This is a genomic window from Sphingomonas sp. IC-56, assembly GCF_021043375.1.
Taxonomy (GTDB): domain Bacteria; phylum Pseudomonadota; class Alphaproteobacteria; order Sphingomonadales; family Sphingomonadaceae; genus Sphingomonas.
The window spans coordinates 198,764-221,942 of record NZ_JAJNDV010000003.1; the positions used below are offsets into that span (position 1 = coordinate 198,764).

At 66.6% G+C, this 23,179-nt stretch carries 23 protein-coding genes; 12 read left to right on the forward strand and 11 right to left on the reverse strand.

The features are described from left to right. Window positions 1–60: 60 nt before the first annotated feature. Both rho and LQ953_RS05805 read left to right on the forward strand, forming a co-directional pair. On the forward strand, window positions 61–1,317 hold the full coding sequence (gene rho, locus LQ953_RS05800; protein ID WP_231029770.1) for a transcription termination factor Rho: 1,257 nt from the start codon (window positions 61–63) through the stop codon (window positions 1,315–1,317). Between the two features lie 376 nt (window positions 1,318–1,693). Further along, on the forward strand, window positions 1,694–2,428 hold the full coding sequence (locus LQ953_RS05805) for a YjbE family putative metal transport protein (protein ID WP_231029772.1): 735 nt from the start codon (window positions 1,694–1,696) through the stop codon (window positions 2,426–2,428). A 61-nt stretch (window positions 2,429–2,489) separates the two neighbouring features. On the opposite strand, the gene LQ953_RS05810 is transcribed toward LQ953_RS05805, so the two are convergent. Next, on the reverse strand, window positions 2,490–3,185 hold the full coding sequence (locus tag LQ953_RS05810; protein WP_231029773.1) for a dienelactone hydrolase family protein: 696 nt from the start codon (window positions 3,183–3,185) through the stop codon (window positions 2,490–2,492). Further along, a complete protein-coding gene (locus tag LQ953_RS05815) occupies window positions 3,182–3,667 on the reverse strand; it encodes a methylated-DNA--[protein]-cysteine S-methyltransferase (protein ID WP_330999386.1) in 486 nt (161 codons plus the stop codon). The genes LQ953_RS05810 and LQ953_RS05815 overlap by 4 nt, the downstream gene beginning before the upstream one ends. Before the next feature lie 46 nt (window positions 3,668–3,713). Between LQ953_RS05815 and LQ953_RS05820 the strand changes: the two genes are divergently transcribed. The 7 genes from LQ953_RS05820 (at window position 3,714) to LQ953_RS05850 (ending at window position 10,361) form a co-directional block, all read left to right on the forward strand. Next, complete coding sequence (locus LQ953_RS05820; RefSeq protein ID WP_231029775.1) at window positions 3,714–3,944, forward strand: DUF6489 family protein; 231 nt, start codon at window positions 3,714–3,716, stop codon at window positions 3,942–3,944. 1 nt (window position 3,945) lies between these two features. Next, entirely contained in the window at window positions 3,946–5,235 is a 1,290-nt protein-coding gene (gene mnmE, locus LQ953_RS05825) for a tRNA uridine-5-carboxymethylaminomethyl(34) synthesis GTPase MnmE (RefSeq protein WP_231029777.1), read from the forward strand. Between the two features lie 57 nt (window positions 5,236–5,292). Continuing rightward, on the forward strand, window positions 5,293–7,128 hold the full coding sequence (mnmG, locus tag LQ953_RS05830) for a tRNA uridine-5-carboxymethylaminomethyl(34) synthesis enzyme MnmG (RefSeq protein ID WP_231029778.1): 1,836 nt from the start codon (window positions 5,293–5,295) through the stop codon (window positions 7,126–7,128). Continuing rightward, complete coding sequence (gene rsmG, locus LQ953_RS05835; protein ID WP_231029779.1) at window positions 7,125–7,742, forward strand: 16S rRNA (guanine(527)-N(7))-methyltransferase RsmG; 618 nt, start codon at window positions 7,125–7,127, stop codon at window positions 7,740–7,742. The genes mnmG and rsmG overlap by 4 nt, the downstream gene beginning before the upstream one ends. After that, on the forward strand, window positions 7,739–8,521 hold the full coding sequence (locus LQ953_RS05840) for a ParA family protein (protein ID WP_231029781.1): 783 nt from the start codon (window positions 7,739–7,741) through the stop codon (window positions 8,519–8,521). Before rsmG ends, LQ953_RS05840 begins: the two co-directional genes overlap by 4 nt. Further along, window positions 8,518–9,429 carry a ParB/RepB/Spo0J family partition protein gene (locus tag LQ953_RS05845; protein WP_231029783.1) on the forward strand — a complete coding sequence of 304 codons (912 nt, stop codon included), beginning with the start codon at window positions 8,518–8,520 and terminating at the stop codon, window positions 9,427–9,429. The genes LQ953_RS05840 and LQ953_RS05845 overlap by 4 nt, the downstream gene beginning before the upstream one ends. An 89-nt stretch (window positions 9,430–9,518) precedes the next feature. Further along, window positions 9,519–10,361 carry an oxidoreductase gene (locus tag LQ953_RS05850; protein ID WP_231029785.1) on the forward strand — a complete coding sequence of 281 codons (843 nt, stop codon included), beginning with the start codon at window positions 9,519–9,521 and terminating at the stop codon, window positions 10,359–10,361. Here LQ953_RS05850 and holA read toward each other — a convergent pair. From holA to LQ953_RS05870, 4 genes are read right to left on the reverse strand one after another with little or no spacing between them, the layout of a single operon-like run. Continuing rightward, window positions 10,358–11,380 carry a DNA polymerase III subunit delta gene (holA, locus tag LQ953_RS05855; RefSeq protein WP_231029788.1) on the reverse strand — a complete coding sequence of 341 codons (1,023 nt, stop codon included), beginning with the start codon at window positions 11,378–11,380 and terminating at the stop codon, window positions 10,358–10,360. The two genes, LQ953_RS05850 and holA, sit on opposite strands and share 4 nt — an antisense overlap. After that, entirely contained in the window at window positions 11,377–11,874 is a 498-nt protein-coding gene (gene lptE / locus LQ953_RS05860) for an LPS assembly lipoprotein LptE (RefSeq protein WP_231029789.1), read from the reverse strand. The genes holA and lptE overlap by 4 nt, the downstream gene beginning before the upstream one ends. Beyond that, a complete protein-coding gene (gene leuS, locus LQ953_RS05865; protein WP_231029791.1) occupies window positions 11,871–14,378 on the reverse strand; it encodes a leucine--tRNA ligase in 2,508 nt (835 codons plus the stop codon). The genes lptE and leuS overlap by 4 nt, the downstream gene beginning before the upstream one ends. 15 nt (window positions 14,379–14,393) lie before the next feature. After that, the gene (locus tag LQ953_RS05870) at window positions 14,394–14,828 is read right to left on the reverse strand and encodes a DUF3576 domain-containing protein (RefSeq protein WP_231029792.1); all 435 of its coding nucleotides are present in this window, start codon (window positions 14,826–14,828) and stop codon (window positions 14,394–14,396) included. A gap of 224 nt (window positions 14,829–15,052) precedes the next feature. Here LQ953_RS05870 and LQ953_RS05875 point away from each other — a divergent pair, with 224 nt between their 5' ends. Beyond that, window positions 15,053–15,787, forward strand: coding sequence for a hypothetical protein (locus tag LQ953_RS05875; protein ID WP_231029793.1), 735 nt, complete (start codon window positions 15,053–15,055; stop codon window positions 15,785–15,787). A 162-nt stretch (window positions 15,788–15,949) separates the two neighbouring features. On the opposite strand, the gene LQ953_RS05880 is transcribed toward LQ953_RS05875, so the two are convergent. Continuing rightward, complete coding sequence (locus LQ953_RS05880) at window positions 15,950–16,480, reverse strand: thiamine phosphate synthase (protein ID WP_231029794.1); 531 nt, start codon at window positions 16,478–16,480, stop codon at window positions 15,950–15,952. A gap of 22 nt (window positions 16,481–16,502) precedes the next feature. Between LQ953_RS05880 and LQ953_RS05885 the strand changes: the two genes are divergently transcribed. Continuing rightward, entirely contained in the window at window positions 16,503–17,171 is a 669-nt protein-coding gene (locus LQ953_RS05885; protein WP_231029795.1) for a YggS family pyridoxal phosphate-dependent enzyme, read from the forward strand. Then, a complete protein-coding gene (locus tag LQ953_RS05890; protein ID WP_231029796.1) occupies window positions 17,168–17,830 on the forward strand; it encodes an HAD family hydrolase in 663 nt (220 codons plus the stop codon). The genes LQ953_RS05885 and LQ953_RS05890 overlap by 4 nt, the downstream gene beginning before the upstream one ends. A 142-nt stretch (window positions 17,831–17,972) precedes the next feature. On the opposite strand, the gene ribA is transcribed toward LQ953_RS05890, so the two are convergent. The 4 genes from ribA to LQ953_RS05910 form a co-directional block, all read right to left on the reverse strand. Then, window positions 17,973–19,031 carry a GTP cyclohydrolase II gene (gene ribA, locus LQ953_RS05895; protein ID WP_231029943.1) on the reverse strand — a complete coding sequence of 353 codons (1,059 nt, stop codon included), beginning with the start codon at window positions 19,029–19,031 and terminating at the stop codon, window positions 17,973–17,975. Then, window positions 19,025–19,807 (reverse strand): exodeoxyribonuclease III, encoded by a 783-nt coding sequence (locus LQ953_RS05900; protein WP_231029797.1) that lies wholly within the window; start codon window positions 19,805–19,807, stop codon window positions 19,025–19,027. Before LQ953_RS05900 ends, ribA begins: the two co-directional genes overlap by 7 nt. 213 nt (window positions 19,808–20,020) lie before the next feature. Continuing rightward, entirely contained in the window at window positions 20,021–20,602 is a 582-nt protein-coding gene (locus LQ953_RS05905; RefSeq protein ID WP_231029798.1) for a LolA family protein, read from the reverse strand. A gap of 107 nt (window positions 20,603–20,709) precedes the next feature. Then, the gene (locus LQ953_RS05910) at window positions 20,710–23,067 is read right to left on the reverse strand and encodes a DNA translocase FtsK (protein ID WP_231029799.1); all 2,358 of its coding nucleotides are present in this window, start codon (window positions 23,065–23,067) and stop codon (window positions 20,710–20,712) included. Between the last annotated feature and the right edge of the window lie 112 nt (window positions 23,068–23,179).

Below are 23,179 nucleotides of genomic sequence, written 5' to 3' on the forward strand. Positions count from 1 at the left end.
TTTCGTGCGCATTCCGCCGACCGACGCTCTCCCCAAAGCTTCCAAGCACCCGGACTCTCCATGCACCTCAAGGACCTCAAGAAGACAGCGCCGGCCGAACTGGTCACCATGGCCGAGGAACTCGGCGTCGAGGGCGCCTCCACGCTGCGCAAGCAGGACCTGTTGTTCGCGATCCTGAAGGCGCAGGCCGAGCAGGGCGACATGATCATGGGCGAGGGCACGATCGAAGTGCTGCCCGACGGCTTCGGCTTCCTGCGCAGCCCCGAGGCGAACTACCTCGCCGGCCCCGACGACATCTATGTCAGCCCCAACCAGGTTCGGAAGTTCGGCCTGCGCACCGGCGACACGGTGGAAGGCGAGATCCGCGGTCCAAAGGATGGCGAGCGCTATTTCGCGCTGGTGAAGCTCTCCAAGGTCAATTTCGACGATCCCGACGCAGTCCGCCACCGCGTCAATTTCGATAACCTCACGCCGCTCTACCCTGAGCAGAAGCTGACGCTCGACCAGCTCGACCCGACCATCAAGGACAAGTCGGCGCGGGTGATCGACATCGTCGCGCCGCAGGGCAAGGGCCAGCGCGCGCTGATCGTCGCGCCGCCGCGCGTCGGTAAGACCGTGCTGCTCCAGAACATCGCCAAGGCGATCACCGACAACCATCCCGAAGTCTTCCTGATCGTGCTGCTGATCGACGAGCGGCCGGAAGAAGTCACCGACATGCAGCGCAGCGTGAAGGGCGAGGTGATCTCCTCGACCTTTGACGAGCCGGCGCAGCGCCACGTGCAAGTGTCTGAAATGGTGATTGAAAAGGCCAAGCGCCTGGTCGAGCACAAGAAGGACGTGGTGATCCTGCTCGACTCGATCACGCGTCTGGGCCGCGCCTACAACACCGTCGTGCCCTCCTCGGGCAAGGTGCTGACCGGCGGTGTCGACGCCAATGCGCTCCAGCGTCCCAAGCGCTTCTTCGGCGCCGCGCGCAACATCGAGGAAGGCGGCTCGCTCTCGATCATCGCCACCGCGCTGATCGACACCGGCAGCCGCATGGACGAAGTCATCTTCGAAGAGTTCAAGGGCACCGGCAACTCGGAAATCGTCCTCGACCGCAAGGTGGCGGACAAGCGCATCTTCCCGGCGCTGGACGTCGGCAAGTCGGGCACCCGCAAGGAAGAGCTGTTGGTCGACAAGGCCAAGCTCACCAAGATGTGGGTCCTGCGCCGCATCCTGATGCAGATGGGCACCATCGACGCTATGGAATTCCTGCTCGACAAGATGAAGGACTCTAAGACCAACGAAGACTTCTTCGACAGCATGAACAACTGATCGCGAGGCCGGGCAAATGCCCGGCCTTTTTCGTTGAACGCCGTGTTCCCCGGCGCAGGCCCGGGCCCAGTTGCTACGGACGTTTGAAGCGTAGCGGGCGCTTCGACGACCTCCGCAGCTGGGCCCCGGCCTGCGCCGGGGAACTGCTGTCTCCGGCTTGCTTCCACCTTCGTCACCCCCGCCTTGAGCCGGGGTCCCGCTACCTTGCCCGCAAGAAGAAGAAGCGGGATCCCGGCTCGAGGCCGGGATGACGGAGGAAGGGGGCGCTGTGCTCCGATTGATCGTGATACAGGCCACGTGGCCTTCACCCGCGGAACCGGTCTGCTGCCCTCTGCGTACCCCTTGCCTGGGCCGCAATGCACGCTAGGGCTAGCACATGATCGATCTCATCCTATCCGCCGCTGCGTCCGCCGCAGGAGGTATCGGGTCTCCGCTGGAGATCTGGGACCACATCGTCGCCGACTTCTCGAACATCAGCGATCCGAAAGTGCTGGCTGCGTTCGGATCGGTGCTGATGATCGATCTGGTGCTGGCCGGCGACAATGCGATCGTGGTCGGCGCGCTGGCAGCGGGGCTTCCGGCCGCTGAGCGCAAGAAGGTCATCCTTATCGGCATCGGCGCGGCGCTGGTGCTGCGCATCATCTTCGCGCTGCTGGTCAGTTGGCTGATGGGCATTGTCGGGCTGATCTTCGCTGGCGGGCTCTTGCTGCTGTGGGTCAGCTGGAAGTTCTGGCGCGAAATTCGCCATGGCGCCGGCGATAGCCATGGCTCCGAAGAGATTGAAGGGGACGAGCGTTCGGGCCTGAAATCGGCGCGCAGCTTCGCGGGCGCAGCCTGGGCGGTCGCGGTTGCCGACGTGTCGATGAGCCTGGACAATGTGCTGGCGGTCGCAGGGGCCGCACGCGAGCATCCCGGCATCCTGGTGGTCGGCCTGTTGCTGTCGGTCGCACTGATGGGACTGGCGGCGAACTTCATCGCCAAGCTGATCGACCGTCACCGCTGGATTGCCTATATCGGCCTGGCGGTGATCGTGTTCGTTGCCGGCAAGATGATCTACGAAGGCTGGGTCGGAACCCCTGGCACGTTGGGGATCACCAGCTTCTTCAACTGACCGCTAGCGGCAGCAGAATAAGAGGGGCGGGGCTCAATCGAGCCGCCGCCCCTTTTTCATATCAGCCGAGATGCTGCGCGAAGAATTCGGCGGTGCGCTTGTCGGCAAGCTGCGCTGCCGCTTCCGAGCGACGCTTGCCCATCTCGGCGGCGAAGCCATGATCCTCACCCGGATAGTCGAAGATCGTCACCTTGGGGTGATCGTCCAGCCCTTCATGCATCTTGGCCTGGATGTCGGGGGTGACGAAATGATCGGCGCCCGCCACGTGGAGCAGCACCGGCTTGGCGATGGCGTTCTTCTCGCCCAACAGATTGTCGATGCTGACACCATAATAGCCGACGCTGGCGTCGCTGTCGGTCCGTGCCGCGGCCATGAAGGCGAGGCGTCCGCCCAGGCAATAGCCGACCACGCCCACCTTGCCGCCGCCGATCCGCGCCCGCGCGGTCTTGATTGCCGCTTCGATGTCCTCGATCCCCTTGTTCTGGTCGAATTGATCCATCAGCTTCAGCGCCTGCTGGAACTCAGGCTCGACATCGGGATCAAGGACGACGCCCGGCTGAATGCGCCAGAACAGATCGGGTGCGATCGCCAGATAGCCCTGCGCCGCCCAGCCGTCGCACTTCTTGGCGATCCCAGGGTTCACGCCGAAGATTTCCTGGATGACGACGATCGCCGCGCGCGGCGTACCCTGTGGCTCGGCGACATAGGCGTTGAAGCTGCCGCTTCCGTCAGTCGCGGGGATGCTGGTGTCGGTCATAACATGGTCCTTTTCGCAAAGCGCCGCTCATGCTCGAGCAGCCAGGATTTGGTGGTGGGTCCTTCACCCGCCGAATAGTGGCCGAGCGTGCCGCCGCTTCCGACGATGCGGTGGCAGGGGACGATCAGCGGGAACGGGTTGCGCGCGCAGAGCTGGCCGATGGCCCGAGCGCTGGAGCCGAGCCGCTGCGCAAGCGCACCATAGCTCAGCGTCTCGCCAAAGCCGACGGCGACAAGGCCCTGGCGCAGCGTGTCGCCGCGCGCCGTGGGGGCAGGGGTGAGCGGTATGTCGAAGTCCTGCCGCTCGCCGGCGAACCATTGCGCGATCTGCTCGGCTGCGATGCGCACCGGCGCCGCGGTTCCGGAACGGGGCGCCGCCTCGCCGTCGAAGCGCAAGGCGGTAAGCGCCTGATCGTCGCCCTCGATGCGGATCACGCCGATGGGCGTTGCGATCAGGGCGTGGTCACGCGCATACATGGCCATGACCTAGCAGCCGCGCCCGCGCGCGCTCAAGCGGAGAGAAAGCCCCATGAAGATCAACGTCGAAGTCGATTGCACGCCAGAGGAGGCGCGCCGGGCGATGGGGCTGCCCGACCTGTCGCCGGTGCATGAGCGCTATGTCCAGCTGATGGTGCAGGCGGTCGACAAGCAGGGTTCGCCCGAGGCGTTGGAGGCGATGATCCGCAGCTGGGCGCCGATGGGGGAAGCGGGGATGAGCTTCTGGAGGACGATGTTCGAGGGCGGCAAGACCGGCGGCTGAGATGGACACGATCTTTGCGCTGTCGAGCGGCGCACTTCCCGCCGGCATTGCCGTGGTGCGGCTGAGCGGGGCAGCGGCGTTCGATGCGGTGCGGCAGCTTGCCGGGAGCTTGCCGGCGCCGCGCCGGGCCAGTCTGCGGGCGCTGCGCGATCCCGCCGATGGTAGCCTGCTCGACCGTGCGCTGGTGCTGGTCTTTCCCGGTCAGCGTAGTGCGACGGGGGAAGATCTGGCTGAGCTGCACCTGCATGGCGGCCGTGCGGTGGTGCGGGCGGTCGAGGCGGTGCTTGGGCAGATGCCGGGGCTGCGGCTCGCCGAGGCCGGCGAGTTCACGCGGCGCGCGCTGCTCAACGGGCGGCTCGACCTGAGCGAGGCGGAGGGGCTTGGCGATCTGCTGATAGCGGAAACCGAGACGCAGCGGCGCATGGCCCTACGATCGGCGGAAGGGGCGGTCCGGCGCGAGGTGGATGGCTGGACCCGCCGGCTGCTGATGCTGGCCGCGCAGATCGAGGCGATGCTCGACCATGCCGATGAGGATGATGTCGCCGGCGAAGCGGATTCGCTGGAGGCGCTGCGGCACGCGGCAGGGGTGCTGGGTGCTGAGGTAGCGGAGGCCGCGGAGCGCCCGCCGGTGGAGCGGCTGCGTGACGGGTTGCGCGTGGTACTGGCCGGACCGCCCAATGCGGGCAAATCGACCCTGCTCAACGCCATGGTGGAACGTGAGGCGGCAATCACCTCGCCGATCGCCGGGACGACGCGCGACCGGGTGGAGGCGCCGGTGATGCGCGGCGGGATCGCTTATCTGCTGACCGACACTGCGGGGCTGACGCATACGCCCGGGGATGCGATCGAAGAGATCGGCGTTGCGCGCGCGCAGGACGCAATCGATGCGGCGGACATCCTGCTCTGGCTTGGCGACATGGCGCCACCTGAGCATCCCGCGCGCTTGTGGCTGCATACCCGCGCGGACCTTCCGGAGCGGAGCGATGGCGGGAACAAGGACCTGAGCCTTTCTGCCGAGACGGGGGAGGGCATGCATGCGTTTTGGGCTGCGCTGGATGCGCTTGCGCGAACGCTGTTGCCGGCGCCCGACATGGTTGCGCTTAACCGGCGACAGCGGGAGCTGACTGCCCGTGCGGCGGCAGCGCTGGGCCGTGCTGCACTGCAACCAGACCCGCTGCTGTTTGCCGAGGAACTTCGTTCGGCGCAGCGTGCATTTGACGGGATCACCGGCAGGGCCGGTGTCGAGGATATGATGGACGCGCTTTTCTCGAAGTTCTGTATCGGGAAATAGAGGCGTTCCACGTGGAACGGTTTTGACGCGCCGCCTAGCATACGGTACCGCGGCGCCATGCAGTTCGATGTGATCGTGATCGGCGGGGGCCATGCCGGCACCGAAGCTGCCGCCGCGTCTGCAAGGCGCGGGGCACGGACGGCGCTGCTCAGCTTCGATCTTTCCAAGCTCGGCGCGATGTCGTGCAATCCGGCCATCGGAGGCCTCGGTAAGGGGCACCTCGTCCGTGAGGTCGATGCGCTGGACGGGTTGATCGGCCGCGCCGCCGATGCGGCGGGCATCCACTATCGCATGCTGAACCGCAGCAAGGGAACCGCAGTCCAGGGCCCCCGCGTTCAGGCGGACCGCACGCGCTACGCCGCGGCCATCCAGGCGACGCTTGCCGCGCAGGATGGTCTTACCTTGTTTCCAGGGGAGGCGGCGGCGCTCCACCTGGATAGCGGACGCATCGCCGGCGTGGTGCTTGCCGATGGAACCGTGCTTCAGGCGCAGGCGGTGGTGCTCGCAACCGGGACGTTCCTTGGCGGTCGAATTTTCCGCGGCGAGGAACGGCTGACCGGCGGGCGGATCGATGAAGCTGCGGCCACACGGCTTGCCGAGCAGCTACGCGAACTCAGCCTGCCGATGGCGCGGCTGAAGACGGGAACGCCGCCGCGGATCGATGGGCGCACGATCGATTGGGCGCGGACTACCGAGCAGCCCTCGGAGCTAGAACCTTGGACGATGTCGCCGCTGGGGAAGCGTGTGCTGCCGCAGATGCATTGCGGGGTGACGCGAACAACGACAGCCACGCACGACGCGATCCGCGCCGGTCTCGACCGCTCCCCACTGTTCACCGGCGCAATCGATGCGCAAGGGCCGCGCTACTGCCCGTCGATCGAGGACAAGATTCACCGCTTCGGTGACCGTGACGGGCACCAGATATTTCTGGAACCCGAAGGGCTCGACACCCCGCTGATCTATCCCAATGGCATGTCGACCTCGTTGCCGGTCGATATCCAGGCGGCGATGGTTGCGTCGATCCCGGGGCTGGAACGGGCGCGGATCGTCACGCCGGGCTACGCCGTCGAGTACGACTATATCGATCCACGTGCCCTTGGGGCGGCGCTCGACTTGTCGGCGATCCCGGGGCTGTTCTTTGCGGGGCAGATCAACGGGACCACGGGATATGAGGAGGCCGCAGGGCAGGGGCTTGTAGCCGGCAGCAATGCCGCCGCGCATGCATGTGGGTTCGCGCCGCTGCTGCTCGATCGCGCCACCAGCTACCTCGGGGTGATGATCGACGATCTGGTACTCCAAGGCGTGACCGAACCGTATCGCATGCTCACGGCCCGGGCTGAGTTCCGCCTGCGGCTGCGCGCCGACAATGCCGAAACGCGGCTCGGCCCGGTCGGGGCTGAACTCGGACTGCTGGGTACGGAGCGTCTCAACTACTATCATAAACGTACCGCGAAACGGCAGCAGCTGGAGGCCAGCTTCGCTGAAGTGCTGACCGCGAACCAGTTGCGGCTGCGCGGAGCGGATGTCGGCCAGGATGGTGCACGCCGTTCCGCAAAGGAATGGCTGCGCTTCCCCAGCGTCTCGCTCGACCATGTCGCGCCTGCCGATCTGGACTGCTCAGACAGCGCATTGCTCGGTGAGTTCGTCGAGGATGCGCGCTATGCGCCTTATCTCGAACGCCAGGAAGCGGAGGTTGCCCAGCTTCGTGCGAACGACGCCGTGCGGCTGGCTCCGGACCTGCATTACGGTGCGATACCTGGCCTCTCCAACGAAATGGTAGAGCGGCTCAGTGCGTCGCGCCCGGCGACGCTGGGGGCTGCCTCGCGCATTCGAGGGATCACTCCCGCGGCGTTGTCCGCGATTCTGCTCCACACTCGGCGACACGCAGCATGAACGAAGACCAGGCCCGCGAGTGGGTCCGCAACACCTTTGGCATATCACGTGAAAACAAGCTCGACGCGTTTGCCGACATCCTGCGCGCCGGATCCTCGCAGCAGAACCTGATTTCCGCCTCGACACTCGACACGCTGTGGTCTCGGCATCTGGTCGATTCTGCGCAACTCGTGCCGCTTGCGTCGCAAGCGCGCGAGGGCGTCTGGCTTGACGTCGGCAGCGGGGCAGGGCTCCCCGGCATTGTCGTGGCAGCGTTGCTGGATCGACCGGTGGTGCTGGTCGAACCCCGTGCAAAGCGGGTCGAGTTCCTGCGCGATGCTGCCGCCGCACTAGGGCTAGAGGTGACGGTTCAGCACAGCAAGGTGGAGACGTATCAACCCACCCAACCCGTCGCTGTCGTGTCCGCGCGCGCGGTTGCTGAGCTTTCGAAGCTGCTCGCCAGCACGGTGCATTGCACCGACTCCTCCACGGTCTGGCTGCTCCCAAAGGGCCGCAATGCGCAATCGGAGGTGGAAGCCGCGCGTCGGAAGTGGCAAGGTTCGTTTCACGTGGAACCGAGCATGACGCAACCGGACTCCGGCATCGTGGTCGCCAAAGGGGTACGCCCAAGATGATCTGCATCGCGATCGCCAACCAGAAGGGTGGGGTGGGGAAGACCACCACGGCGATCAACGTCGGCACCGCGCTCGCCGCGACCGGCCAGCGCGTGCTGTTGATCGACCTTGACCCACAGGGCAATGCCTCGACCGGCCTGGGCATTGGCCGGGCCGATCGCGACCGCTCGACTTATGACCTGCTGGTCACAGACACTGATCTGGAAGACGTCGCAGTCGCCACAAAGGTTCCGCGGCTCGACATCGTGCCGGCGACGCAGGATCTGTCCGGCGCCGAGATCGAACTGATCGAGTTCGACGCCCGTACCCACCGGCTCGACGCCGCGATCGCTCGCCATGTCGCGGGACGATGGGACGTGATCCTGATCGACTGCCCACCTTCGCTGGGGCTGCTCACCATCAATGCCATGGTTGCCGCGCATGCGCTGCTGGTGCCGTTGCAATGCGAGTTCTTCGCGCTTGAAGGTCTGAGCCAACTGCTCACCACCGTGGAGCGCATCCGCAGCCGCTTCAACCCCGGCTTGTCGATCCTGGGAGTAGCGTTGACCATGTACGATCGCCGCAATCGGCTGACCGACCAAGTATCGGATGACGTCCGCGCGGTGCTCGGAAAGGTGGTGTTCGACACCGTCATCCCGCGCAACGTCCGCCTGTCCGAAGCACCCAGCCACGGCATGCCCGCGCTGATCTACGATCATCGCTGCGCCGGTTCGGAAGCCTATATCGCGCTCGCTCGTGAAGTGATCGAGCGCCTGCCCAAACTCAAGAAGGCTGCATGACCGACTCCAGCCCCGCCGCCCGCAAAGCCCGTCCCGGCCTGGGCCGTGGCCTTAGTGCCCTGCTGGGCGACAGCCTGCCCGAGGCGCCCGTCTCCGGCGATCCCGGCGCCGGCACTCCTAGCGGCGTTCGCCAGCTTCCCGTCAGCGCCATGGCGCCGCACCCGGGCCAGCCGCGCCGCTATTTCGACGAGGACGCGCTCGACGATCTTGCCCAGTCGATCAAGGCACGCGGACTGATCCAGCCGATCGTCGTCCGCCCGCACGGCCACAGCTATCAGATCGTTGCCGGTGAGCGGCGCTGGCGTGCCGCCCAGCGTGCGCGGCTCCACGAAGTGCCGGTCATCGTTCGCGACCTGAGCGACGCGGACACGATGGAAATCGCGCTGGTGGAGAACATCCAACGCCAGGACCTCAACGCCATCGAAGAAGCCGAGGCCTATGCCCGGCTGATCCAGGAGTTTGGCCACACGCAGGAGGCGCTGGCCCGCCTCGTCCACAAGTCGCGCAGCCATATTTCCAACCTTATGCGCCTCCTCGATCTGCCCGAGCCTGTGCGGCAGATGGTGGTGGTCGGTGACATTGAAATGGGCCATGCCCGCGCGCTGATCGGCGCGCCCGATCCCGTGAAGCTGGCGCGGCAGGTGTCGGATAAGGGCCTGTCGGTACGCGATACCGAAAAGCTCGCCCGCGAAGCCAAGCCCGCCAGTGCCCGGCGCAAGGATACGGTCGGGGAAGGCGGCGCCGGCCGCGACGCGGATCTCGCCGCGCTGGAGACGCAGTTGGGCGATGTTCTGGGCCTGAAGGTGCAGATCTCCCATGGCGCCAAGGGCGGCACCCTGACGGTTCATTACGGCACGCTCGACCAGCTCGACATGGTCTGCCAGCGGCTGAGCGGCGAGAAGATCTGAGGACCTGCTCGGGCCGCATGGCCGCTCTTGCGCAGCCAAAACGGGCGACACGCGTTGGCGGCGTTCATCCTGGCTGACCCGAGGTCCCTATGCCCGCAAACCGTACCTGGCTGATTACCGGCTGCTCGACCGGCTTCGGACGCGCGCTCGCCGAACTGCTGATCGCGCGTGGCGAACGAGTGTTCGCGACCGCTCGGCGCGTGGAGCAGCTGGCCGATCTGGTGGACGGGCACGATAACGCCCATGCCCTTACCGTCGACGTCACGTCGAATGCCGACATCGCCGCCGCAGTTGCTGCGGTGGAAGCAGCGGGCGGCGTCGACGTCCTCGTGAACAATGCCGGCTATGGCTACCTCACCGCCTTTGAAGAAGGCGATGAGGCGGGTTATCGCGCGCAGTTCGAGACCAATGTTTTCGGGCTGATTGCGATGACCAAGGCAGTGCTGCCGGGCATGCGCGCCCGCGGCTCGGGACACATCGTCAACATCGCCTCGGTGGGCGGGCTCGTCGGCAATCCTGGATCGTCCTACTATGCCGCGACCAAGTTCGGCGTGGTTGGCCTGTCCGAGGCGCTGTCCAAGGAAGTCGGCTCGCTGGGCATCAAGGTGACCGTAGTCGAGCCCGGGCCATTCCGCACCGACTGGGCAGGCCGCTCGCTGCAAACGTCGGAGCGGATCTCCGCTTATGCCGAAACCGTCCACCGCCGCCTGGACGAAGTCGCCGGCTATAGCGGGCACCAGCCCGGCGATCCGGTGCGCGCGGCCGAGGCCATCGTGGCGGCGGTGGACAGCGCCAATCCGCCGCTAAACTTGGTTCTGGGTGCACCGGCGCTCAAGCTGCTTCGCGAGAAGCTGGCGGCGCTTACTGCCGAAATCGAGCAGTGGGAGGCGGTCACGCTCGGCGCCGACTTCCCGGAAAGTCGCGAGGCTTAGCCTCGCGCTCGCGCCGCCTGTCGCGCGATGGCGGTGCATTCGGCTTCGGCAAGCACGTCGCCGGCGCTACCGCCGTGCATCACGCCGCGCTCGGCCGCACGCACCCGTTCGATAGCGCGGGTGATCTGGGGTGCGCTCCAGCGGCGCAGCGCGCGGGCGGTGGAAGCCTTTTCCTTGAAGAAGACGCGGTGCTTCTCCAGCACTTCGTCAACCGCCAGACCGCGGTCCATGTCGGCGCGCAAATCGGATAGCGTCATCAGCCGGCGCACGAGCTGACGCAGCAGCGGGATCATCGATCCGCCGCTTTGCACCAGTCGGCCGATCTCGACGCCCAGTTCGCCGACGCGTCCATCGAGCACCGCATCGATGGCATGGAACAGCTCCACTTCACCCAGATCGGCACCGATGGCGTCCAGCGCATCGCCATGCGCCTCGCGCGGATGCTCGGGTTCGGCATCCAGATAGAGCGCCAGCTTCTCGATCTCCCGCGCCAGGATCGCGCGGTCCCCGCCGCTTGCCGACGCCAGCCGCTGCGGGACGTCTCCTGTCAGCCGCAGCCCCTGCGCGCAAGCCAGGTCGGAGGCGATCCGCACCGCGTCCATGCCCTCGGGCACGTAGCAGGCATGGGACAGGGCGTTCTGGGCCGCGACGACCATCTTCACCAGCTTGCCGCTGGCCTTGAGCCCGGGGCCGATCGCCACCACCGGATTGCCCGCCTGTTCGGCCTTGAGCAGCAGCGAGACAGCTTCACCGCCAGCCTCTTCAAGACCCGTGACACGGACATAGCGGTTGCCGCCGAACAGAGAGAGCGACGCCGCTTCGTCAGCTAGCCGTCCGGGCTGTTCGCGTAGCGCCTTCATGTCCAGGTCGATGCGCTCAGCGTCCGGTCCCACTGCCTTGCCCAGCCGCTCGGCGAGTTCGGCAGCGCCTGCTTCGTCAGGGCCGTGGAACAGGAACAGGCGAATGTCGGGCTTGGGCTTGTCGACAGCGGCGCGGATCTGCGCCGCGTTCGCCTTCATTGCGCGGCGGGGGTGGCGTTGGCGTAGCGTGCCACCCGGGCGACGATCTGGTCGGCGACGATGCCCGACAAACGCTCCAGCGCGGTGCGCTCGGCAGCGATGGTGGCATATTCGGACCCGACCACGTCGATGCCGGCGTCCGAGCCAGCAGTCGCGTCGAGCACCACCGTGCCGTTGGTGAGGTCGACCAACTGGTAGCGCGCACGCAGCGTCAATCTTTCACGTGAAACACTGTCGTCGCTACGCACGCCCAGACCGGCGATCCGCTCGTCGAGCCGCACCTCGAGCCGATAGCGTGCCGCAGCATCCTGGCCGAGGCTCAGCCGGTCACGCAGGGCGTTGGAGACAAGCCAGCCCGACTGCCCCTCGATCGGCGCCACCTGCACCGATGACAGCACCGACTGCACCGGCCCGGACGCGCCGCCGCTGTACAGCGGCCGCAGTCCGCAACCGGATAGCGCCAGCGCGCTGGCGAGGAGCAGCAGCGCCCTCATGCGACGATGTTTACCAGACGGTCGGGCACGACGATCACCTTTCTCGGCGCCTTGCCTTCCAGCGCGCGGACGATCTTTTCGGCGGCGAGGGCAGTGGCCTCCACTTCGTTCTTGGGTGCGCCCTTGGGCATCACCAGCGTGTCGCGCAGCTTGCCGTTGACCTGCACCGCGATGGTGACTTCATCGTCGACCAGCAGGGCAGGGTTCACCTCGGGCCAGGTGGCGTCGGCGATCAGGCCTTCGCCACCCATCTCCGCCCAGGCCTGTTCGGCGATGTGCGGGACCATCGGCGCCACCACCCGCACCAGCGTGCGGATGGCAGTGGTGCGCGACGCAGAGGGCTGGGCGCGCTCGATGGCATTGGTGAGTTCGTAGAGCTTCGCCACGGCCTTGTTGAAGGTCAGCGCGTCGATATCCTCGGCGACACCGGCGATGGTGCGGTGGAGGCGACGGTCGAGGTCCTTGTCCTCACCCTGCGCATCCTCCAGCCCATCGAACAGCCGCCAGAGGCGCTGGACGAAACGCCAGGCGCCTTCGATGCCGTTCTCGCTCCACTCCAGATCGCGCTCGGGAGGGCTATCCGACAGCATGAACCAGCGCACTGCGTCCGCGCCATATTGGTCCACGATCGGCTCGGGATCGACCGTGTTCTTCTTGGACTTGGACATCTTCTCGATGCGGCCCAAGGTGACGGGACCACCGCTGACGACCTCGACTGCGCTCGTACCCTCCTTGCGGATTTCCTCGGGGGAGAGCCAGCGGCCGTCCGCGGACTTGTAGGTCTCGTGGGTGACCATTCCTTGCGTGAACAGTCCGGCGAAAGGCTCAGTCACATCGATCTTGCCGATATGCTGGAGCGCGCGGGTGAAGAAGCGGGCGTAGAGCAAGTGCAGGATCGCGTGCTCGACGCCGCCTATATACTGGCCGACCGGCAGCCATTGCTCGGCGACGGCCTTGTCGAACGGCTTATCCGAGGGCTGGCTAGCGAAGCGGATGAAATACCACGACGAATCGACAAAGGTGTCGAGCGTGTCGGTCTCACGCCGCGCCGCGCTGCCGCACTTGGGACAGTCGACGTTCTTCCAGGTCGGATGCCGATCGAGCGGATTGCCCGGAATGTCGAAGCTGACATCCTCGGGCAGCACCACTGGCAACTGGTCCTTCGGCACGCCAACCGGGCCGCAGCTTTCGCAGTGGATGATCGGGATCGGCGTACCCCAATAGCGCTGGCGGCTGACGCCCCAGTCGCGCAGGCGCCACACGGTCGTGCCGGTACCCCAGCCACCTTCCTCTGCGCGGCGGATGACCTCGCGCTTGGCAGCGGCGATGTCGAGCCCGTCCAGGAAGTGCGAGTTCACGAGTGCGCCGGGGCCGGTATAGGCCTCGGTCCCGTCGAATTCCGGCGCGGTCTTCTCACCCTCGGAGACGACGCGCCGGATCGGCAGCTGGTACTTGGTCGCGAACTCAAAGTCGCGCTGGTCATGCGCCGGCACGCCGAACACGGCGCCGGTGCCATAATCCATCAGCACGAAGTTCGCGATGTAGACCGGCAGTTCCCAGCTGGGATCGAGCGGATGCGTCGCGCGAATGCCGGTGTCGAAGCCGAGCTTCTCCTGCGTCTCCAGTTCGGCCGCGGTGGTGCCGCCCTGCTTGCAGCGCTCGATGAACGCCTGCACTTCCGGGTTATCGGCCGCGAGCGCCTGGGCGATCGGATGATCCGCCGCCACCGCGACGAAGCTCGACCCGAACATCGTGTCGGGGCGGGTGGTGAACACCTCGACCTCGCCGCCGTCGGACAGCTTGAAGCGGAACTGCAGCCCTTCGGACTTGCCGATCCAGTTCTCCTGCATCAGCTTGACCTTGTCGGGCCAATGCTCGAGCCCGCGCACGCCTTCCAGCAGATCGTCGGCGAACTGGGTGATCTTGAGGAACCACTGGCTGAGCTTCTTGCGCTCTACCAGCGCGCCCGAACGCCAGCCGCGCCCGTCGATCACCTGCTCGTTGGCGAGCACGGTCATGTCGACCGGGTCCCAGTTGACCGCGCTTTCCTTGCGATAGACGAGTCCCGCGTCGAGCAGGTCGAGGAACAGCGCCTGTTCGTGCCCGTAATAATCGGGCTCGCAGGTGGCGATCTCGCGCGTCCAGTCGAGCGCAAAGCCCAGGCGCTTCAGCTGCGCCTTCATCGTCGCGATGTTGGCGCGGGTCCAGCTGCCCGGATGGACCTTGCGCTCCATCGCCGCATTCTCGGCCGGCATGCCGAACGCGTCCCAACCCATTGGGTGGAGCACTTCATGGCCGGTCATGCGGCGATAGCGCGCCAGCACGTCGCCCATGGTGTAGTTGCGGACATGGCCCATATGGATGCGCCCCGATGGATAGGGGAACATCTCGAGCACGAAGGACTTGGGCTTGGGCGAATCGTCGCGCGCGGCGAAGGTGCGGTTGTCGTCCCACGCCTTCTGCCACGCGGCGTCTGCCTTCAGCGGATTGAAACGCGACGCCATGCTATTGCCGATGGATCAGTTGGCAACGGCGGCGCGGCGAAGGTCGCGGGCGCGGGTGAGGATGATGTCCTCCAGCTTCTGCACGGTCGCGGCCTGAACCGGCGCCGCGACCCACTGGCCGTTGCGGTTCACTTCGCGCAGCGCCGCGACGCGCACGGCGTCGGCGCGCAGATCCTGGTCGAGCACGGTCACGGTGACCTTCAGCCGCTCGGTCTGGACGTTGGGGTTCACATACCAGTCGGTGACGATGACGCCGCCATTGGAGTCCGTCTGGAGCAGCGGCATGAAGCTCAGCGTGTCGAGGCTCGCGCGCCACAGATAGGAATTCACACCGATGGTGGTGACCCGCGACGCGGCCAGGTCGGCGCTGGGGCGATCCTTGCCGCCGCCGCACGCGGTGATCGAAAGAGCAAGCGACCCCAGGATCGCAGCGCGCAACAGGCGGTTCATCGACACATTCCTACAGGCAGATAAAATGGCAAGCTGCATCTATAGTGCCGCATGTGGCGGTAGCAAGGCGCCTGCGCAGCCCGATGATGCGCCGCTCCGCGAACGCCGATGGCGGCGATTCTGTGGGGATCGGGCAACACTGGGACGGAATCTGCGCGTTACCGCTAGCATCGGTGGAACCTCGTCCCCAGTTCGTGGTAGGGCGAGTCCATAAGAGGGGTAGGATGATGCGACGGCCAGGGTGGAAATCGGCGATCGGGGTGGGCGTGCTTTGCGCGCTCGGCGCCGCATTGTCGCCCGCCCTGCAGGCGCAGGACCGTGCCGGCGGGGACCGCCGCGTCGCTCCGCGCCAGGCGTTTACGCCGCGCGGAGGCCTTGGCACCTTCACCCCCGCAGCAGCCGATCCCAAGCTTGCCGCGATCCTCGCGCGCAGCGGCATGCCCGAAAGCGGCTTCCGCTTCACGCCGTCCGAAGCACGCACCGGCACCCGCCGCGGCGTGACGGTGGCGGTGCGCGCGCGCAGGACGGGTACCGTCCGCCTGGAACGTGAGGAATTCGCCGCTGCCGCACCGGCTGCGGTCAGCCTCGCTCCGATCGGCTATAATCTCGGCGTCTCGGTCGGCTGGAAGCGCTTCGCCGTTTCGGGCGACGTAACCAAGGTCGAACTGGTCAGCCAGCCCGGCAGCCGCGAACGCGCAAATCTGGGCTTCAGCTACAACGGCAAGCGCGCCACCGGCCGGGTTCAGGCCACCGCCGACCGTCCGCTGGACGGAACGCCGGTGCTGATCGGCGACAAGCCGAGCTATTCGATGGATCTGGGCGGCTCTTATTCGCTGACCCGCAACCTCGATGTGACCGCCGGCGTCCGCTACAAGAGCGAGCGTGACCGCCTGCCCAAGCTCGCCGACGACCGCCGCGACAGCCAGGCGGTCTATGTGGGCACTGCCTTCCGCTTCTAAAGCGATGGCGGCTTCAGGGTGAAGCGCTAACCGAAGAACCCAACTGTTCCCCGGCGAAGGCCGGGGCCCAGTTGCCATGCCGTGGCGATGGCGCGTGCCGTCTCAAGCTTCATTGCAGCTGGGCCCCGGCCTTCGCCGGGGAACTAGGTAGTATCAGGCCGGCTACCCCGCCCAGGCGTCGATCCCCGCCCAGCCATGCACGCCTAGCCCCCGCAGCCGCTTTGCATGTCGCGCGTCCATTCCCCCCAACGCAATCACCGGCACGCCAACCCCGCGCACCAGCAACCCGAACCGCACCGCTCCCAGCGCCGCCGCCCCAGGATGCGACCGCGTGGCAAATACCGGCGACACGAACAGCAGATCGGCGCCAGCCCGCTCCCCCGCCACGATCTCGGCACGCGAATGCGCCGCCCGGCTATACCAGCCCCGTGCCCGCCGCCGGGTCCCGTGCGTCCCGTCTTCCCACCGCCCCAAAGACTGCTCGCCCGCGCGCAACAGCACCAGCCCGCGCCGCCGCGCGACCTTCGCCACCCGCGCGAACAGCGCCCGCCGCTCTGCCAGTGGCAGGCGGTAATGCCGGAACACAACGCCGCTGCCCCGCGGCAGTCGTTCCAGCGCGGTCCACAACCGCTCGCCCATGCGCTCGTCGGTCATCAGCCATAGGCGGGGCGGGGAGGGGTGGCGGGCGTGCATTCCCCTGCCTATAGCGCACGCCATGCCTACAGACGACGCCAGCCAGCGCCTCGCCCAGGTGCGCGACGAAATCGCCCGCGCCGCCCGCATCGCCGATCGTAAGCCCGAAGCGGTGACGCTGATCGCGGTGTCCAAGACCCACGACGCAGACGCGATCCGCCCGCTGATCGCCGCCGGCCAGCGTGTGTTCGGCGAGAACCGCGTGCAGGAGGCCGAAGCCAAATGGCCGGACCTGCGCGAGGAAACGCCGGGAATCGAGCTCCACCTGGTCGGCCAGCTCCAGTCCAACAAGGCCGAGGAAGCAGTCGCCTTGTTCGACGCGATTCACTCGGTCGACCGCGAGTCGCTGGTCACGGCACTCGCCAAGGCGATGGACAAGTTGGGGAAGCGCCCCGCGTGCTTCCTACAGGTCAATATCGGCGACGAGCCGCAAAAGGGAGGCTGCGCGGTTGCCGACCTGCCCACGCTGATCGAGCAGGCCCGCGCCGCGAACCTGCCGCTCGCCGGACTAATGTGCGTGCCGCCGCTTGAAGTGGAGCCTGCACCCTATTTCGCGCTGCTGGCCAAGCTTCGCCGCGACCATGGCTTGGGCGGCCTGAGCATGGGCATGTCGAGCGACTTCGCCACCGCCGTCACCATCGGCGCCACTCATGTGCGCGTCGGATCGGCGCTGTTCGGCGCGCGCGCATGAAGTTTGACGCGATAATTTTCGACTTCGACGGCGTGCTGCTGGAGAGCGAAGCTGCGGGTAACCGCCAGATTGCCGACTATCTCGGCAGCATCGGCCACCCGACCACGCCCGAACAGTCGATGGCCAACTTCATGGGCCTGTCGGGCAGCGCGTTTCTGGGTGCGGTCGAGCAATATATCGGCCGCCCGCTTCCCGACAGCTTCCACGAAGCGCGCCGGGCCGAGGATCGCCGCGTGTTGGAGGAAGGCTTGCCCGAAGTCGCCGGCGCGATCCGCTTCCTCACTGATTTGCCGCCCACTTTGCCCCGCGCCATCGCGTCGTCGAGCAGCACCAAGTGGATCGGTCGCCACCTCGAGCATCTCGGCGTGCGCGATCTGTTCGGCGACAAGATCTTCAGCGGCCACGAACATGTCGAGCGCGGCAAGCCTGCGCCCGACATCTACCTCCACGCCGCCCAGGCGCTGGGCGTCGACATCGCCCGCTGCGTGATCCTGGAGGACTCCCCCGTCGGCGCAACAGGCGCGGTCGCTTCCGGTGCACACGTCATCGGCATGTGCGCCGCCAGCCACTGCGCCCCCGATCACGCCCACCGCCTGCGCGCCCTCGGTGTCCAAGACATTGCCACCAGCTTCGACGACGTGCGGCGGCTCGTCTTTTAAAGGTTCGCGCAGAGGCGCAGAGAACGCAGAGAAAAGCGGGCCGCGACAGCGGCACCATATCATCAGAGTCCTTGTTGGTCTCCCGCCCGGAAGCCGCAGGCGAGACCCCTCTGCGTCCCCTGCGCCTCTGCGCGAACAAACCTTACAGCTGGTGGCCGGTACGATCCCGCTTGGTCGCCAGATACCGCTCGTTATGCGGGTTGGGCGGCAGCTTATGCGCCACCCGCTCGCGCACCGTGACACCCGAGGCCTCCAGCGCCGCCACCTTGTCCGGATTGTTGGTCAACAGTCGCACCACCGGCTGCCCCATTAACACCAGCATCCGTCCCGCAATCGCGAAGTTGCGCGCATCCACCGCGAACCCCAGCCGGGTATTGGCGTCGACCGTGTCGAACCCCTGGTCCTGCAGCGCATAGGCCCGCAGCTTGTTGATCAGCCCGATGCCGCGCCCTTCCTGGCGCAGATACAGCAGGATGCCCCATCCACTCGCTTCGATCGCAGCGATGGCCGCCCGCAGCTGCGGCCCGCAATCGCATTTCAGGCTGCCGAGCACATCCCCGGTCAGGCATTCGCTGTGCAGCCGCACCAGTGGCGGCGAGCCGTCAGGTTGTCCGATGACCAGCGCAACATGCTCGCCCGGCATCTCGTCGGTGCGGAACGCGACGATCTCGGTGTCCTCGGCACCCTCAACCGGCAGCCGCGCGCGGCCGACGATGCGGAGCCGGTCGGCATCCTCATGCGCGTCGATATCGGCTGGCGTGATGGCATCAGCATCATCGTCTGACAGCACAAAGAACGCCGGCAACAGCCCGGCTACCCGCGCCAGCCGCAATGCCGCTGCTGCCGCCTCGCTCGCCTCGATCGGCATCGCCCGGAACGGCCCCTTGAGCGGCGTCGCCAGATCAAGCTGCGGATCGGCCAGTGCGGTACCGGTATAGAAATCCAGCCACGGCACCCTCTCGACCAGCACCGGTCCATCGGGGGTCGCCGCGTCGCGCTGATTTGCCAGCTTCAGGGTCGCCGCGCGCCCAGCCGACAGCAGCACCGGTGCGCGGCCTTCGGGATCGAACGCCTTCAGTCGCTCGGCATCCGCCGTCTCGATCGCCAGCAGCCTCAGCGTCCCGTCACGCCCGCGGATCGCCACCGGCCACCCGCGCCGCAGCGCGTCCACTGCTTGCGCCGCCGCCCGTGCGCTCACCAGGCGAACTCGGTCACGATCGGCACATGGTCAGATGGCTTCAGCCAGTCGCGGCACGGCTCGCATACCTTATGCGCTGTGGCTTGGTCCGCGACGCTCGGGCTCGCCCACATATGGTCCAGCCGCCGCCCGCGATTGCTCGCGCGCCAGTCCTTCGCGCGGTAGCTCCACCAGGTGAAGCAACGCTCGGGCGCGGGGATGAAGCGCCGCCCGAGATCCACCCAATCATGCGCCGCCTGCAATCGGCCCAGCGCCTCGACTTCAATAGGGGTGTGGCTGACCACGTCGAGCAGTTGCTTGTGGCTCCACACATCGCATTCGAGCGGCGCGATGTTGAAGTCGCCGCTCAGGATGGTGGGGGTGTCGAGCTGCGCCGACCACTGGGTCATGCGCTCGACGAAATCGAGCTTCTGCCCGAACTTCGGGTTCACCTCACGGTTCGGCACGTCCCCACCAGCGGGCACGTAGACATTCTCCAGCCGCACGCCGTTGGGCAGCTTCACGCCCACATGCCGCGCTTCCTGGTTCGCCTGCCAATCCAGCCGGTCGTCCTCCACTACCGGCACGCGCGAAATGATCGCGACGCCATGGTGCATGCGCTGGCCGTGCTTGATGATGTGATCATATCCGAGCGCGCGAAACGCATCCTCGGGAAAGTCGCCGTCGATGACCTTCGTCTCCTGCAAGCACAGGATATCCGGCGATTCCTCACGCAGGAATTGTTCGACGATGCCGATCCGGAAGCGGACCGAGTTGATGTTCCACGAGGCGATCTTCACGCGCGCGATGTAGCGACGCGGCGGCAACTTCGCCAGACATGGAAAGGCCCCCGCTCCGGGGGCAATGGAGCGAGGGCCGACCTAGCGTTCGTCACGCAGGCGGGAAGTGGTTCGACCTCGAGCAACAGGGGGAAAATCCCGAGTACCGCCCCACATCCGCAAATATGCTTTTAGGCGCCCGAACCTGTCGCCAGCATGAACGATGTTCAGAAATCAGCGGCTGCGCTGCCGCGGGTCGTTCCAGCGGAACGTTCCGTCGGAAACCGGCGTGTTAAACCGCTGGTTCGACAGCCGGATCGTGGTGCGGTTGTTCTGCGAATCGAGCGCGACCCAACCCTGCAGCATCAGCCCCGAAGGACCAGACGCGTTCTTTTGGAAGATCAGCGTGATCCGCCCATATTCAGGATGCGCCCGATCCTGCACCTCGACCGACACGACTCGCTGGTCACCCGTCGGCAGCACCTTGGCGAACTTCGAAATGTCTTTCTTCGGGTTCAGCAGCACGCCCAGCGGCGAGCTGCCGATCGGCCAGCGGTCGACCTGCCGCACCTGATAATCGATGAAATACAGGCTGCGCCCATCGGCGACGATCAGCTGCGGCACACCCTTCTCGTACTGAAAGCGGATCTTCCCCGGCTGCTTCAGCGTCAGCGTACCGCCGACCGTCCGTCCGGTCCGGTCGGTCTGGGTGAAGTTCGCCGTCATGCTGCGCACGCCCTGCAGATGCTGCTGCACCTGGGCGAGCTCACCGGCAGGCGCCGCGGCAATCAGCGCAGGCGCTGCAAGCAGGGTCAAGGCAAGGGGCCGTGCAAACACGATTCAAATCTCCAAATGCTGGATGGCACCATAAGCGGCGCGGCTTGAATGTCCCCTGAACCCGCGCCTGGGCGAAACGATCCGACTCAGTTCAGCGGCCGCCCATCGGTGTCCATCAGCACCTCGCGGCGGCCGACATGGTCCGGGCGCGAGACCAGCCCGTCCTTTTCCATCCGCTCGATCAGCCGCGCAGCGCTGTTGTAGCCCACCCGCAACTGGCGCTGGAGCCATGACGTCGAAGCCTTCTGGCTTTCCGCAACCAGCTGACACGCGCGGCGGTACAGCTGCTCCTCGGGCGTGTCGTCGCCCTGCGGCCCACCTTCCAGCGCGAAGCCGCCATCCTCTGGCTCCTCGGTGACCGCCGAGATGTAATCGGGCGTCCCTTGCGAACGCCAGAAGTCCGACACCGCCTGAACCTCATCGTCGCTGACGAACGGCCCGTGGACGCGCAGGATCTGCTTGCCGCCAGCCATGTACAGCATGTCGCCGCGGCCCAGCAGCTGCTCGGCGCCCTGTTCGCCGAGAATGGTGCGTGAATCGATCTTCGAGGTCACATGGAAGCTGATGCGCGTCGGCAGGTTCGCCTTGATCACGCCGGTGATGACATCGACCGACGGGCGCTGCGTCGCCATGATCAGGTGGATGCCGGCGGCACGCGCCTTCTGCGCCAGCCGCTGGATCAGGAACTCGACCTCCTTGCCCGCGGTCATCATCAGGTCGGCCAGCTCGTCGACGATCACCACGATCAGCGGCAGCGGCTGGAGGTCGAGCGTCTCTTCCTCATAGATCGGCCGGCCGGTGTCGGGATCATAGCCGGTCTGCACCTTGCGCCCCAGCGGCTGCCCCTTGGCCTTGGCCAGGCGCACCTTGTCGTTGAAGCTGGCAAGGCTGCGGACATTGACGCTCGCCATCATGCGATAGCGGTCTTCCATCTGCTCCACCGCCCATTTCAGCGCGCGCACCGCCTTGGGCGGATCGGTCACGACGTCGGCCAGCAGGTGGGGGATATCCTTGTACATGCTGAGTTCCAGCATCTTGGGATCGATCATGATCATCCGGCACTGGTCCGGCGTCAGCCGGTACAGCAGCGACAGGATCATGCAGTTCAAGCCCACCGACTTGCCCGACCCGGTGGTACCCGCGACCAGCAGGTGGGGCATCGGTGCTAGATCGGCGATCACCGGCTCGCCGGCGATGTTCTTGCCCAGCACCAGCGGCAGGTTCGCGCCCTGATCCTCGAAGCTCTGGCTGCCGATCAGCTCGTGCAGGTTCACGCCTTCCCGCTTCACGTTCGGCAGTTCTATGCCGATCACCGTGCGCCCGGGAATCGTCGCCACGCGCGCAGAAATCGCGCTCATGTTACGGGCGATGTCGTCGGCCAGCTGGATCACGCGGCTTGCCTTGATGCCGCTGGCCGGTTCGAACTCGTACATCGTCACGACCGGCCCGGGCCGCACCTCGACCACCTGGCCGCGCACATGGAAATCGTCGAGCACGCTTTCGAGCAGCCGGGCGTTGCGCTCCAGCGCCGCCTTGTCGATCGTCGCGTGCTGGTTGACCGGGCCCTCCTTCAACAGGTCGAGCGGCGGCAGCGTATAGCTGTCCTTCAGGTCCAGGCTGGTCTGCTCGGGTGCCAGCCGCGTCTTGGCCGGGGCAGGGGAGGTGCCACGCTCGGCGATCACCGGGGCAGGGCGGTTGTCCGGCACCACCACCTTGCGCGGCGCGCTCGGCTCGCCCGCGTCGAACAGTGCATTGGCGGAAGGCAGCTCGGCGACATCGTCGCCGCCCAGCCGCTCCGGCCCGCGCAACAGCCGCTGCTTGGCGGGCCCCGCCAGGCCAGGAAAGCGCATCACCCGATTGGGCAGCGTGAAGTCCAGCGAGCGCCACCAGAAGAACAGGCCGGAAAGCGTCGCCACCGTGCCAAGCACGCGCCCGGCCCAGAAGGACATGTCGGGATTGCCCGCCAGCCCGATCAGCCAGTCGAGGAACCCCGCCGCCGCAAGCCCGACGATCCCGCCCATGCCACCGGGCAGCCGCCAATCGATCGCCAGCGACCAGTCGATGTGCAGCAGCGTCAGGCCCACGGCCACCAGCGCAGCCGAAAGCGCGGCGTTGCGCAGCATCTGCCCCCACGCGCCCACTGGCCGGTCCAGCCACAGCCGGTTGGTCACGATGAACCCCACCGGCATCACCAGCAGCACTGGCAATCCCAGCAGCGAATAGAGCAGGTCGGACACCCACGCCCCGGTGCTGCCCAGCAGGTTGCGCGCCGGGCCGCCCGACGCCGTGTTCAGCGACGGATCCTGCGCATGATAGCTCAGCATCGCGATCATCAGCGCCACCGTCGCCACGAACAGCATTGTGCCGCCGATCAGCGCGGTGCTGCGCAGCACGCCAGCCTTCATCGTGTCGCGCAGCAGCGACGGTTGTGCCCGGGTCGCCATTGCCCAGCCTCCAGATTGTCAGGGTACGCGCGGATGATCGCCCAAAGGGACTCCCGCGTCAACTATGGGCCTGTTTTGTACCGCTGGCCTGTACGCGCGAACGGGGGTAGGG